The following is a 14,238-nucleotide window of genomic DNA, read 5'->3' on the forward strand; positions in this document are numbered from 1 at the left end:
ATATGAAAATTGCATTAGATGCTATGGGTGGTGATTTTGCACCGTTTGAAATTGTGCGTGGTGCAATTGATGCGGTTAAAGCCTTCCCTAATATTGAAGTAGTTTTGGTGGGTGACGAAGCACGAATTTATGAAGTATTAAAAGAATTCGGGCAGGAAAAAAATCCGCAACTCATTATTCACCATGCCAGTGAAGTAATTGAAATGAATGAACATCCCGGCACAGCTGTGCGCAAGAAGAAAGACGCATCGGTCATTGTCGCTACGCGTTTAGTTAAACAAAAAGTATGCGATGCGGTCATTGCGCCGGGCAGTACCGGGGCAGCCGTAGCGGCAGCTTTGTTCGGCTTAGGACGTATCAAGGGGATTGACAGACCTATGATTGCCACGCCGATTCCTACACCACAGGGTGTTACCGTTATGCTTGATTCGGGTGCTAACGCGAATTGCAAGCCAAAACATATGGTGCAGGGGGCTATTATGGGCTCCGAATATGCACGACTTATGTTTGGCCATGAAAACCCTACCGTCGGTTTGTTGAATATCGGCGAAGAATCTACTAAGGGTAATGAATTGTGTTTAAGCAGCTATCCGTTGTTGGAACAACTTAAAACCATTAACTTTAAAGGTAATGTGGAAGGTCGTGACATTCCTAAAGGCACGGTCGATGTTGTTGTATGTGACGGTTTTACGGGCAATGTAGTTCTTAAGTTGGCGGAAGGCCTTGTAGGGGTCATGACGCAACTTGTTAAGGAAGGCATCAAGGATGGCGGTATATTAGCCAAACTGGGGGCATTCCTGATTTATCCGGTGTTCAAGAAGATTCGTAAACGCCTTGACCATACGGAAAACGGCGGCGCACCATTATTGGGCGTAAACGGCGTATTCATGATTTCGCATGGTAGTTCCAAGGCTAAAGAAATTTTGACAGCTATTAAAATTGCCGGCGATATAGTTGATCGTAAGATTATTGAAAACATTCAACACAGTATAGAAGAAGAAGGAGCTATTAAATATGACGATGTGGACTAAACCGGTAGGTATCATCGGTACCGGAAGTTTTGTACCGGATAATATCGTAACCAACGCTGATTTGGAAAAAATCGTAGACACGAATGACCAATGGATTCGTGAACGCACCGGCATTGAAGAGCGCCGCGTTGCTCCGGAAGGTATGAATGCTTCCGATATGGCAACGGAAGCGGCTAAACGTGCCTTGGACGCAGCCGGCTTGAAGGCGGAAGATATTGATTGTATCATTTTAGCAACTTTAACCGGTGATATGTCGGTTCCTTCCACGGCTTGTTTAGTACAAGCTAATTTAGGAGCTACCAATGCGGCCGCTTTTGATTTAGGCGCTGCTTGCTCCGGCTTTGTATATGGATTGATTACGGCAGGCAGTTATGTGAATAATAACTTCTTCAAAAATGTGCTTGTAATCGGTGTAGAAGTTATGTCCCGCGTACTTAATTGGAAGGACCGCAGTACTTGCATCCTGTTCGGCGATGGCGCCGGCGCAGCAGTAGTGTCATCTGTACCTGAAGGTTATGGTATGTTGGGTATGGATATGGGTGCCAACGGTGCCAGCGGTATGGCAATTTGCATTCCATCCAGCGGTACAGCGATGGTGCCTAATGATAAACGTATCGAAGAAGGCTTGACCTATGTTCACATGGATGGCGCCGAAGTTTATAAATTCGCGGTTAAAATCATGGGACGCACCGTGCTTAATGCGTTAGAAAAAGCCGGTTTACAGTTAGAAGATTTAGATCGTTTCATTCCTCATCAAGCCAATACACGGATTATCGATTCCGCAGCACACCGGTTGAAAATGCCGGCAGAGAAAGTGTTTGTTAATTTGCCGAAATACGGCAATACATCGGCCGCTTCGGTAGCTATTGCTTTAGATGAAGCAGTGAGATCCGGCTTTGTTGAACGAGATCATACAGTCGCCTTTGCCGGCTTCGGAGCCGGATTAACTTGGGCCGGCTTGGTAATGAAATGGTACTAAGGAGGACAACCATCATGATTAAGACTGATATTTGCGATTTGTTAGGGATTGAGTATCCTATATTCCAAGGTGGTATGGCTTGGCTTGGTACCGCTGAACTTGCTGCGGCTGTGTCCGAAGGGGGCGGTCTCGGTATTATCGGTGCCGGACATATGCCACCGGACGTATTCCGTAATGAAATTCATAAATTAAAAGAACGTACCAATAAACCTTTCGGCTGTAACATCATGTTGATGTCGCCGTTTGTTAAAGAAGTTATGCAAGTTGTCTTGGAAGAACGCGTTCCGGTAATTACAACCGGTGCGGGTAATCCGAGTACATACGTGCCTGCATTAAAAGAAATCGGTACTAAAGTTATTCCGGTAGTTGCTTCCGTATTGCTTGCAAAACGCTTATTGCGCGGCGGTATTGATGCGGTTGTTGCGGAAGGTACCGAATCGGGCGGTCACGTTGGGGAAATCACAACTATGTGTTTAATTCCTCAGATTGCCGATGCTGTAAATGTACCGGTTATCGCTGCCGGTGGTATTGCTGACGGTCGCGGTGCGGCTGCGGCCTTCGCTTTAGGCGCCAGTGCGGTACAGATGGGCACACGCTTCGTATTATCCGAAGAATGTATTGCTCACGCTAACTACAAAGAAGCCGTATTAAAAGCGAAAGACCGTTCCACCGTTATGACAGGTCTTACGACAGGTCATCCGGTTCGTATTTTAGAAAACTTATTATCCCATCAGTACCAGGAATTGGAATTCAGCGGTGCTCCTAAAGAAGAATTAGAAGCTTTGGGTGCCGGTGCACTTCGTAAAGCGGCTATTGAAGGGGATGTTAAAAACGGTTCCGTTATGATTGGGCAGATTTCCGGTATGTTACAGGATGTAAAACCTTGTGCTCAAATCATTCGCGATATTATGGCCGAAACCGAAACCGTAATCGGCGGCTTACAAAAGATCATTAAATAATACAGGAGGCGTTACTAGTGAAAACAGCATTTGTATTTCCTGGCCAAGGTTCTCAAAAAGTAGGTATGCTTCAAGATTTATATAATGCCTATGACATTGTAAAACAGCGTTTTGCTGAAGCTGATGAAGCATTGGGTTACTCCATTACGAAGCTTTGCTTTGAAGGTCCTGATACAGAATTGGTTAAAACGGCTAACACACAGCCGGCTATTTTGACAGCCAGCGTTGCTTGTTATGAAGTATTGAAAGAAAAGGGCTTTACTCCTGATATCGTAGGTGGTCACAGCTTGGGCGAATACAGCGCTTTAGTGGCAGCCGGCGTACTTGATTTTAAAGATGCTGTTTACCTCGTTCATAAACGCGGTGAGTTCATGCAGGATGCTGTTCCATTGGGCGAAGGTGCCATGGCGGCTATCTTGGCTTTGCCTCGTGAAGAAGTAGTGGCGATTTGTGAAAAAATCGACAAAGAAGTCGGTTCCGTTCAGGCAGTAAACTTCAACTGCCCGGGTCAAATCGTAATTGCCGGTGCTACGGCTGCCGTAGAAAAAGCTGCTGAAGAAATGAAAGCAGCCGGTGCGAAACGTGCCGTTATGTTACCGGTAAGTGCTCCGTTTCACAGTCGTTTGATGGAACCGGCTGCGGCCCGTTTGAAAGACGAATTGGACAAAGTAACCGTTAACGACGCCAAGATTCCTGTAGTAGTTAACGTAACCGGTGAAATTTTGACCGATGCGAACGCTATTAAAGAATCCCTCGTTATCCAGGCGGCTCATCCTGTTCTTTGGGAAGATTGCGTAGCTACCATGATTAATTATGGCGTAGGCAACTTCGTAGAAGTAGGTCCGGGCAAAGTTTTGACCGGCTTTACTAAAAAAATTAACAAAGAAATGCAATTGGCTAATGTAGAAGATGTAGATTCCTTAGGGAAAACTATTGAATTTTTAGAAGGGGTTCGATAAAATGCAGTTAACAGATAAAGTTGCTTTAGTTACCGGTGCCTCTCGCGGTATTGGCCGTGCCATTGCTTTGTTAATGGCTAAACAGGGTGCCGACGTAGTGGTGAATTACAGCGGCAGCGAAGGGGCTGCGCAAGAAACTGTAGATGCTATTTTGGCTATGGGCCGCAAGGCTATCAAAATTAAAGCCAATGTAGGCAATGCCGAAGAAGTAGCGGCTATGGTTGACGAAGCGCACACAACTTTCGGTCGTATCGATATTTTAGTAAATAACGCCGGCATTACCCGCGACGGTTTGCTCATGCGTATGAAAGACAGCGATTGGGATGATGTTATCAACATCAACTTGAAAGGTGTTTATCTGATGACCAAAGCGGTTTCCAAAATTATGATGAAACAGCGCAGCGGTAAAATTGTTAATATGACATCGGTTGTAGGTGTGACCGGTAATGCAGGCCAGGCCAACTACAGTGCCTCTAAAGCCGGCGTAATCGGTTTTACTAAAACTTGTGCTAAAGAATTGGCATCTCGCGGTATTACCGTGAATGCGATTGCACCGGGTTTTATTCACACCGACATGACGGATGTTTTACCTGATAAAGTGAAAGACGCCATGGTTCACACGATTCCGTTGGGCCGTATGGCAGAGCCGGATGAAGTAGCGGCTGTAGCTGCTTTCCTAGCCAGCGATATGTCGAGTTATATTACGGGTCAAGTCATTAATGTTGACGGCGGCATGGTAATGTAGCTAATATATAGAGAGCAAACAATGAAAGGAGGTGAAATCACAATGACCACGTTTGATAAAGTTAAAGCGATCGTTGTGGAACAGTTAGACGTTGACGAAGCTGAAGTTAAGATTGATTCTACATTCATTGACGACTTAGGAGCTGACTCCTTAGACATCGTTGAATTGATCATGGCTTTCGAAGAAGAATTCAATGTTGAAATTCCTGATGATGTAGCTGAAAAAATTAAAACAGTGAAAGATACGGTAGAATACATCGATTCTATCAAAGAAGCGTAAGACTTACTTGTGCACCGGTAGGAGGCGGCAACGCCTCCTAGTCGGTATACGTAACAGGAGGAATTTATAGTGAAGCTCCCTGAACTTCGCATCGGAAATCTGGTGGCAAAGGTGCCAATCATTCAAGGCGGCATGGCAATCAGATTGTCTACGGCTCGTCTTGCAGCAGCTGTAGCTAATGAAGGTGGCATCGGTCTAATTGCGGCCTCCGGTATGCCATTTGATGAATTACGTTATGAAATTAAATTAGCTCGAAAATTATCACCTACGGGTATTATTGGTATAAATGCAATGGTAGCAGCTTCCGAGTTTGCTGGCCTAGTGCGAACGGCTATTGAAGAAGGTATTGACCTCGTTGTAGCCGGTGCAGGTTTTTCTCGTGATATGTTTGGTATGGGGAAAGAATCGGGTACTCCCATTGTTCCGATTGTGTCCTCCGGGAAATTGGCTCGTATTTCCGAAGGCTTGGGTGCGGCCGCTGTCATCGTTGAAGGCAGTGAAGCCGGCGGTCATTTAGGTACAAATCGCTCATCGCGTGAGATTGTACCGGAGGTGTTGAAGGCCGTTAAAAATATCCCGGTAATAGGAGCAGGTGGCGTTCTCGACGGGAAAGACATTGTCGAAATGATGAAATTAGGAGCAAACGGCGTACAAATGGGTAGTCGTTTTGCAGCTAGTGAAGAATGCAATGCATCGGATGAGCTTAAAAAAATGTACTTACGTGCTAAAGCGCCTGAAGATGTTGTATTGATAGAGAGTCCGGTAGGATTGCCGGGGCAGGCGATTCGTAACAAATTCGCTGCTTCTGTATTGGACGGTACTGTACCGCCACCAACTGAATGTGACCGTTGCTTAAAGCATTGTTCTCACAAATTTTGCTTGATTAAAGCCTTAGAACGGGCGCAGCAAGGTGATGTGGAAACCGGTTTGGTATTCTCCGGCAATAATATGCGCAAAGTAGATGAGATTTTGCCGGTTAAGGAGATTTTCCGTCGCTTGTTAGCGGAAGTATCTCAGATTGATTAATGTATTTCAATGCATAGTTTACATGTGAGGTGAAATAATTGGAAAAACGTGTTGTTATTACCGGTTTAGGGGCTGTAACGCCTGTAGGTATCGGTAAAGATGCTTTTTATGAAGCTTTATTGGCGGGTAAATCCGGGATTGGCCCGATTACTCATTTTGATGCTTCTGAATATGCTACCCGCATTGCCGGTGAAGTTAAGGATTTTGATATTACGCAGTATGGTGTAGAGAAGAAAGAGTCCCGTCGTATGGACCGCTCCTCTCAATTTGCAATCGCCGCAGCAGTTCTTGCTTTACGCGATTCTGATCTCGATTTGGATAAAGAAGATCGCGACCGTTGCGGTACTGTAGTTGGTACCGGTATCGGTGGGATTGACTCCATCCACGATGTTTATGTTACATTATTCCAGAAAGGACCTAATCGTGTAAGTCCTTTTGCAGTACCTATGATGATTGCTAACATGGTATCCGGCCGTGTGTCCATCGAACTCGGTCTTCGTGGTCCGGCTATTACGGATATTACAGCTTGTGCATCCGGTACAAATTCCATTGGTGATGCATTCCGCATCGTAGCTCGCGGTGACGCAGACATTATGTTTGCCGGCGGTACTGAAGCAGCTGTATCTCCAGCAGCAGTGGCCGGTTTCGCAGCTATGAAAGCTATGTCTACCCGCAATGATGAACCTGAAAAAGCATCCCGTCCATTTGATGCCGATCGTGATGGTTTCGTTATGGGTGAAGGCGCCGGTATCGTTGTGCTTGAAGAATTAGAACATGCTAAAGCGCGTGGTGCTCATATCTACGCTGAAGTAATCGGTTACGGCAGCAATGGTGATGCTTACCACATTACAGCTCCGGCTCCGGGCGGTTTACAAGCTCGTAAATGTATGGAATTGGCCATTAAAGATGCAGGCATCGATCCTAGTGAAATTAACTACATCAATGCTCATGGTACTTCCACAGGTCTTAATGACAAAAACGAAACTATGGCTATTAAGGAATTGTTCGGTGACCATGCTAAATCCTTAGCAGTTAACTCGACTAAATCCATGACAGGCCATTTATTGGGCGCAGCCGGTGCTATTGAAGCCATCGTTATGGCTATGGCGATTGAAACCGGTAAAATTCACCCAACCATCAATTTGACAAATCCGGATCCTGAACTCGATTTGGATTATGTTAAAGAAGGGGCTCGTGAATTGAAAGTAAATTGCGCATTATCCAATTCCTTCGGTTTTGGCGGTCATAATGCAACATTACTCGTTCGTCGTTACGAGGACTAATTGAAGGGCCGTAAGACTCATAAGACAATCTCGCACCAAGCTCGCGAAGCAGCGCTTCGAGAGCTTGTGGCGCGTTTGCGTATCCCTTTGACAGATATAAATTTGCTCGACAGAGCGTTTACGCATACGTCTTATGCAAATGAAAATAGAGCAGCTCGCGTTAAGCACAACGAACGTCTGGAATTTCTGGGCGATGCCGTTTTAGACTTAATCATCGGCGAGTATCTGTTTAAAACATATCCTCAAATGACTGAGGGTGAACTGACAAAAATAAAGGCAGCTACTGTTTGCGAAACCTCGTTGGCTACTTGTAGTTCCAAATTACATTTTGGTAATTATTTATTGCTTGGGCGAGGCGAAGCGACTTCGGGCGGCCGGGAACGGGCGTCAATTTTGGCGGACACCTTTGAAGCCGTTATCGGTGCTTTATATGTAAATACTTCCTATGAAGTAACGGCACAGTTCGTATTGAGTCATTTGCAAGGATATTTGGAAAAAGCGAAAGACGGTAAGCTCGGCAAGGATTATAAGACCATGTTGCAAGAATATGTGCAGCAGGAAGGCGAGAAACAAATCGTCTATACCTTGCTCAGTGAATCGGGACCCGACCATGATAAGATTTTCTGCATGGAAGTGCGGATTGAAGGCAAGGCCTATGGTTCCGGTACCGGTAAAAGTAAAAAAGAAGCTGAACAAAATGCGGCTCAAGTTACACTTGATTACTTAATCGGCAAAAATGCTTGTCGATTGACGCAGGATTAATTCAGGTATATGGTAAATAGAGGAGCGGCTAATCCGCTCCTTTTTCATATTCTGATATAATGTATAGTGGTAGAAATTTTTAACAAAAATGAGGTAGGTAAAAATGAACCAACACAAAAATAACAGCATAGCTAAAGATAAGCCTCACGGTTTGATTCCTTTTTACATACCCCATGCAGGCTGTCCGCAGCAATGTGTATTTTGTAATCAGCATCGCATTGCCGCCGGAGGAGCAAGAGCTTCACAGGTTGATGTGAAAGCTACCATAGACGAATATATCGGCAACGAGCGGCATGAAAAATATTGGGAAGTGGCCTTCTATGGCGGTAGTTTTTCCGCATTGCCGGAAGACTTACAACGCTCTTTGTTGGAACCGGCCTATGAGGCCTTGCAAAACGGGGAGATTGATGCCATACGCTGTTCTACCCGGCCTGATGCGCTCGGTGAGACGGAGATAGCGCTATTAAAAGCCTATGGTGTGGCCACCGTTGAGATTGGTGTGCAGTCCATGGACGACACTATTTTAACGAGAGCTAAACGAGGTCATTCGTCGGCAGAGGTTGTGGGAGCCGTTCAGCGCTTGCAAGAACATGGTTTTACCGTTGGTATTCAGCTATTACCGGGGTTACCCGGTGAAAACTGGCATACGTTAGTGAATACGGCGGTAGCCGTGGCTGAGTTGATGCCTGATTTTGTGCGCATTTATCCGGTTCTCGTCATTGAAGATACGGAGCTGGCTGATGATGTGAGAGCCGGTCGCTACACGCCGCTAACGGTGGCGGAAGCGGTAACGTATAGTGCCTTTTTAAAAGAGTATTTTGAAGAGCGTCATATTACGGTGATTCGCACGGGGCTGCAGAGTACGCCGGAATTGGATGCCGGTATCGGTTTAGTAGGTGGTCCTTACGAACCGGCCATGGGGGAACTGGTGACGAATTATCAATGGTTACAGCGATTTTTAAAAATCTTACAGGCCCATAGCGCGGCGGGCCTACCAATGCATTCGGTGACAGTCCTGTATCCGCGTCAACTTACATCAAAAGTGCGCGGCGAAAAGCAACGGAATATGAAATATTTGGCAGAATGCTATGCAGATTGCACTTGGCAATGGTATGAACAGGGCTCTAAAAAAGCGAAAGCTATGTTCGAAATAAAAACAAACAAATTTTCGGACAATGTTCTACTTTTTATCGATAATTTTAGGTATAATGTGATATAATAAAAGGTACGTTATTAGATATATTAAAAGTGACTTAAGACACACGGAAAGGTGGTTTGCATGCAACTCTTACGATTAGAGTTAAAAGGATTTAAATCCTTTGCGGACAAAACAATTGTAAAATTTTCCCCCGGCATGACGGCTATCGTAGGTCCTAACGGGAGCGGTAAAAGTAATATTACCGATGCTATGCGTTGGGTGCTGGGCGAATCCAATGTGCGCCATTTACGTGGTCAAAAAGCGGAAGATATAATTTTTGCCGGTACGGAAAAACGTCGTCCCATGAGCACCGCGGAAGTAACCTTGGTGTTCGATAACAGCGACAAGCGTTTACATCCCGATTTAGCGGAAGTTGCCTTGACGCGTCGTATTTACCGTAGCGGTGAAAGTGAGTTTTTTATCAATAAAAAAGCTTGTCGTTTGAAGGATATTCAGGCGTTACTGGCTGATACTGGCTTAGGGCGCGATTCTATGGCCATTATCGGGCAGAATCGGGTAGATGCTATTTTAAACAGCAAACCGGAAGACCGTCGCCTTATTTTTGAAGAAGTGGCCGGTATTTCCCGTTTTAAAATGAATAAAGATGAGTCATTGCGCCGCATGGGGCAGACGGACCGCAACATGGAACGGGTGGCCGATTTGATGGCGAATTTGGAAGAGCAAATGGAACCGCTCCGTGAGAAGGCGGCCAAGACACAGGCTCATGCCGAATTAAGTCAAAAGAAACGCCTTTATGATGGAGCGTTGGCTTTTCACGATTATAAAGTGGCAGATCGTTTATTCACGAAGCAGGAAAATGAAAAGATTGCGTTACAGCAGGAAGAAATCGAAATCAATACGGAACTGGCCGGTTTAGGTGCACGGGAACAGCAGTTAAAGTTAAAATCCGAGGAACATCAGCAAGCTTTGCGGCAACAAGAAGAATTATATGCGAAAGCTCAAAAAGAAGAGGCTCGGCTCGAAGGGGAGAAAAATGTGCTGGCTGAGCAATTGCGCAATGCGGATAAAGAACTGCAGGAATTGCGTGATCGTATTCATGAAATAGATGCGACTATCGCCGGTGACAAGCAAAAAGTGTTGGTCCATCAGAAACTGTTGGACGACGGTGCCGGTGAATTGACGGCCAAAGAAGCGGCGTTGCAGACGGCTGAGCAGGCTTATGAAGCGGCTCGTCAAGAATTGCAGCGCATTCAAGGCGAGTTCCAAACGGCGCAAAAAGCAGTGGCCGCACGCCATGATGAACAATTACAGTTAGTCGGTCAAGTGGAAAAATTCCGCGTAGAATTACAAACTTTAAACGGCGAACTTACTAAAACAGGCGAAATGGTAACCACTTTGACGGAAGAATTACAAACGGTGGTAGCCGAAGAAGCGGAAGCTTTAGTGAAGCAGCAGACTTTGCAAAAGCAGCAGGAAGCTAATCGCGCCGAACGGGACCAAGAACAACAAAAATTAGGGGAATTACGAAAACTTCGTCAACAGTTGGAACGAGACGTTCAAACCGGACGCCGTGAAGAACAGCGCATGGAAGGACGTTTACAACTCTTGGCGCAGTGGGCTGAACAGCATGAAGGTTATGCGGACGGTACGCGTAACGCCCTGGCTGCGAAGGAGCCGTGGCAGCAGGACTTACTGGGGGCTATTGGTGATTTGTTTACGGTAAAGCCGGAATTTGCTACGGCTCTCGATATCGCCTTAGGCGGCAGTATTAATCATGTAGTATCGCGTACATCGCGAGCTGCTGCTGATTGTATTGCTTATTTAAAACGGACTCAAGGCGGTCGTGTTACCTTTTTACCGTTAGAAACGGTGCACGGTCAGGCCATTAATACACCGGCTCTCAATGAATTAGGCGTGTTGGGGCGTGCCGTAGATTGTATTACGTTTGATGAAACGTATCGTGGTGTTTTCACCTACTTATTGGGGCGCACCCTCGTAGTGGAAACTATGGAGCAGGCTATTGCACTACAGAAAAAATATAAGCAACAGCTTCGCTTAGTGACGCTGGGAGGCGAACAATTCCAACCGGGCGGCTCTTTAGCCGGTGGTGTGACCAAACGGCGTAAAGCCTCCGTTATGGCCCAAAAAGAAGAGATGGGCCTGTTAAATACCAAATTGCAGGCGTTACAAACAGAGTTAGTTAAAAAACAACAAGCTGCCGCTGACTATGAAAAACAATTTGAAGAATTAAGCGAACAGTTGGCAGCGAAACAAAATAGTTGGGATGAGCAGCATACCTTGCTTTTGACGGCGGAATCCATTTTAAAAACAACGCAGGAACGAAAGTTGCGCAAGGAACAGGTGCTGCAAAATAATTTGGCGGAGCAGGACCGTTTGACCGGTGAACAGGCTCGTGTTACGATGACATTGGCGCAAGCGGAAAGTGCGCTTAAGACTTTGAATGAAACTATTCAGGCTGATGGCGGTAGTTCGGTGACACTGGCTGAATTGGAGCGCTGTCAAAAAGCACAGGACGAAGCCGGTCAGGTGCGTCAAGATGCACGTTTGCACTATGCACAATTAAAGCAGCAACAAAGTTACGGTGAACAGCAAATCAATGATTGGCAAACCGCCATCGAGCAAAATGTAGCGCGTATGAAGCCGTTACAAATGCAGCTGGATGCTCGCGAACAACAGGCAAATACTGAATTACCACAGAAATTGAGTGATTTGGAGCATGCCTATGAAGCCCAAGCTAAGGCGACGGCGGCGTTAGCTGAGCAGCGAGACGCATTGTATGAATCACATAGTGAACAGCAGCGAACATTAGCTGATTATTCCACGGAGCGCGAAACTTTGGACACTCGTCAAAAAAGGGTTCAACAGCGTTTGGTGCAGATGGAAGGTCAGTTGGCAAAATATGAAATGAATAGTGAACAGGCTTTACAAAAAATCGGCGAACTCGGTTTTTCACGGGAAGAAGCACAGGCTTTACAGCCGGAAGGGGCTGTAGCGGATTGGCGTCTCGAAGAAGGTAAATTGAGTGCTGAACTGGAAGCCTTAGGTGCGGTTAACCCGGAAGCGGTAGCTGAATATGAAGCAGCGCAGACGAAACAGGCTTTTTATGAAACGCAGCAATCCGATTTGGAACAGGCTAAAGCTCAGTTGGAAGCGGTTATTGCAGAGATTGATAAAGCGATGGCCTTACAGCTCGGTGAAGTTCTTGAAGTGGTGGGCGATCGTTTTCAGGCCGTGTTCAGCAAGTTGTTCGGCGGCGGTACAGCTCAGATAGTGCTCACCGATCCGGATAATATTTTGACCAGCGGCATTGATTTTTATATTCAACCGCCCGGTAAAAAACGTCAACAGTTAACGCTGTTGTCCGGTGGTGAGCGAGCCCTTACAGTTATAGCCTTGCTGTTCTCCTTCTTGGATTACAGACCGGCACCGTTCTGTGTGCTCGATGAAGTGGACGCGGCGCTGGACGAAGCCAATGTAGAACGTTTTGGCAGCTATTTACAACGATTGGGTGACGATACGCAGTTTATTGTTGTATCTCATCGTAAACGAACTATGGAGGCGGCCTTGGTATTACAAGGTGTTACCATGGTGGAACGAGGTGTTTCCCGATTGTTAACAGTAGCCTTTGATGAAATAGAGGAGGATATGGAATGAGTTTTTGGAATAAAACCAAGAAATTTCTTGGTTTCGGCGATGCCTTAGAAAATACGAAAAAGAAGTTTACCGAAGCCATTGAAACGGTTATTATCGGCTATGCCAAGATTGACGACGACTTCTTGGATGATTTGGAGGTCGCCATGATTACCGCCGACCTGGGCAGTAAGACGACGGAACTTTTGATGAAAGAAATTCGTCGCGGTGTTACGGAAGGTAAAATCAATCATACCAACGAGGTTATGGATTATATCGAGGCTTACATTACGAAGTTGTTGGAAGACCAGGAAGAAGTCTTGGAAATGCATTCGCCGGAAGTTATTTTGGTAGTCGGCGTTAATGGGGTAGGTAAAACGACGACGATTGCCAAACTGGCTCATTATTATAAAGAAGCCGGCAAAAAGGTTGTGTTGGCAGCAGCCGATACATTCCGTGCAGCCGCTTCCGAACAGCTCACTATTTGGGCGGAACGGGCAGACGTGCCTATCGTAAAACATCAGGAAGGGGCCGATCCGGCCGCTGTGGTATACGATGCCTTGGCATCGGCCAAAGCGCGTAATGCAGATATTGTGATTATTGATACAGCCGGCCGTTTGCACACAAAAACCAACTTAATGGAAGAATTAAAGAAAATCGGCCGCGTAGCGGACCGTCAGGTTCCGGGGGCGCCGCATCAAACACTATTGATTTTGGACGGTACCACCGGTCAGAATGCGGTTAGCCAAGCTAAATTATTCGGTCAGGCTGTACCGATTACCGGTATTATTGTGACTAAATTAGACGGCACCGCCAAAGGGGGCGTCGTAATTTCGATTAAAGAAGAACTGGGGGTTCCCGTTCGCTGGATTGGCATCGGTGAAAAAATTGATGACTTAAAGCCATTCAATGCGAAAGAATTTGCCAATGCCTTGTTTGATAAAGGAATGAGTACGAATGAATAATCAAATGAGCCGTGCTGAGTTAGTAGCTTATGCACGGGCTGAAAATATAGCTAATCATTTCGGCGCACCATCCGAAGCGCTGGATACATTAGGCGACTTATTGGCTTACATTGGCAATGAAATGTATCGTCCGGTGACACGCTTGATGCTTCAGAATTGGAATCAATTGAATGATCGCATCGAACATTTTACGCCGGAAGAGTGGATTTTACCAACTGAGATTGCCAATAAAGAAGGGCTTGATAAAAAAGCCGTAGCCTTACTGATTGAAGTTTTGGAAGGTGTGGATACACCAATTCAGGAAGCTGACGGTAAACGTACGGAAATGAATGAATTGGAAAAGCAACGTTTGCAGGCTCATATTGAACAGGTGAGAGCGGAAGAAGCGGCTATGGCTCAGGCCGAAGCAGAACGCCTCATGCGTGAAGAAGGTAAATAAT

13 protein-coding genes are annotated in these 14,238 nt (G+C 46.0%); all 13 read left to right on the top strand.

Annotated features, from left to right (window positions below; genetic code table 11):
• Positions 1-2: 2 nt before the first annotated feature.
• The 13 genes from plsX (at position 3) to EO124_RS02790 (ending at position 14,237) form a co-directional block, all read left to right on the top strand.
• A complete protein-coding gene (gene plsX, locus EO124_RS02730; RefSeq protein WP_127058228.1) occupies positions 3-1,031 on the top strand; it encodes a phosphate acyltransferase PlsX in 1,029 nt (342 codons plus the stop codon).
• Positions 1,015-2,010, top strand: coding sequence for a beta-ketoacyl-ACP synthase III (locus tag EO124_RS02735; RefSeq protein ID WP_127058229.1), 996 nt, complete (start codon positions 1,015-1,017; stop codon positions 2,008-2,010). Before plsX ends, EO124_RS02735 begins: the two co-directional genes overlap by 17 nt.
• A 14-nt stretch (positions 2,011-2,024) precedes the next feature.
• The gene (gene fabK, locus EO124_RS02740) at positions 2,025-2,969 is read left to right on the top strand and encodes an enoyl-[acyl-carrier-protein] reductase FabK (protein WP_006554978.1); all 945 of its coding nucleotides are present in this window, start codon (positions 2,025-2,027) and stop codon (positions 2,967-2,969) included.
• 17 nt (positions 2,970-2,986) lie between these two features.
• Positions 2,987-3,928, top strand: a complete 942-nt coding sequence (gene fabD, locus EO124_RS02745; protein ID WP_127058230.1) for an ACP S-malonyltransferase — start codon at positions 2,987-2,989, stop codon at positions 3,926-3,928.
• Position 3,929: 1 nt separating this feature from the next.
• Positions 3,930-4,673: a 3-oxoacyl-[acyl-carrier-protein] reductase gene (gene fabG, locus EO124_RS02750; protein WP_127058231.1), complete on the top strand. Its 744-nt coding sequence runs from the start codon at positions 3,930-3,932 to the stop codon at positions 4,671-4,673.
• A gap of 42 nt (positions 4,674-4,715) precedes the next feature.
• On the top strand, positions 4,716-4,952 hold the full coding sequence (locus EO124_RS02755) for an acyl carrier protein (RefSeq protein ID WP_127058232.1): 237 nt from the start codon (positions 4,716-4,718) through the stop codon (positions 4,950-4,952).
• Positions 4,953-5,021: 69 nt separating this feature from the next.
• Positions 5,022-5,978, top strand: a complete 957-nt coding sequence (locus tag EO124_RS02760) for an NAD(P)H-dependent flavin oxidoreductase (protein WP_021841450.1) — start codon at positions 5,022-5,024, stop codon at positions 5,976-5,978.
• 38 nt (positions 5,979-6,016) lie between these two features.
• On the top strand, positions 6,017-7,261 hold the full coding sequence (fabF, locus tag EO124_RS02765) for a beta-ketoacyl-ACP synthase II (RefSeq protein ID WP_127058233.1): 1,245 nt from the start codon (positions 6,017-6,019) through the stop codon (positions 7,259-7,261).
• Positions 7,262-8,023, top strand: a complete 762-nt coding sequence (rnc, locus tag EO124_RS02770; RefSeq protein WP_021841452.1) for a ribonuclease III — start codon at positions 7,262-7,264, stop codon at positions 8,021-8,023. It abuts the gene before it with no gap.
• A gap of 103 nt (positions 8,024-8,126) precedes the next feature.
• Positions 8,127-9,242 carry an elongator complex protein 3 gene (locus EO124_RS02775; protein ID WP_127058234.1) on the top strand — a complete coding sequence of 372 codons (1,116 nt, stop codon included), beginning with the start codon at positions 8,127-8,129 and terminating at the stop codon, positions 9,240-9,242.
• Positions 9,243-9,302: 60 nt separating this feature from the next.
• Entirely contained in the window at positions 9,303-12,857 is a 3,555-nt protein-coding gene (smc, locus tag EO124_RS02780) for a chromosome segregation protein SMC (RefSeq protein ID WP_127058235.1), read from the top strand.
• Complete coding sequence (gene ftsY, locus EO124_RS02785; RefSeq protein ID WP_127058236.1) at positions 12,854-13,798, top strand: signal recognition particle-docking protein FtsY; 945 nt, start codon at positions 12,854-12,856, stop codon at positions 13,796-13,798. The genes smc and ftsY overlap by 4 nt, the downstream gene beginning before the upstream one ends.
• Positions 13,791-14,237: a hypothetical protein gene (locus EO124_RS02790; RefSeq protein WP_127058237.1), complete on the top strand. Its 447-nt coding sequence runs from the start codon at positions 13,791-13,793 to the stop codon at positions 14,235-14,237. The genes ftsY and EO124_RS02790 overlap by 8 nt, the downstream gene beginning before the upstream one ends.
• Position 14,238 lies beyond the last annotated feature (1 nt).

The sequence above is a fragment of the Veillonella ratti genome (assembly GCF_003992115.1).
Classification (GTDB): domain Bacteria; phylum Bacillota; class Negativicutes; order Veillonellales; family Veillonellaceae; genus Veillonella_A; species Veillonella_A ratti.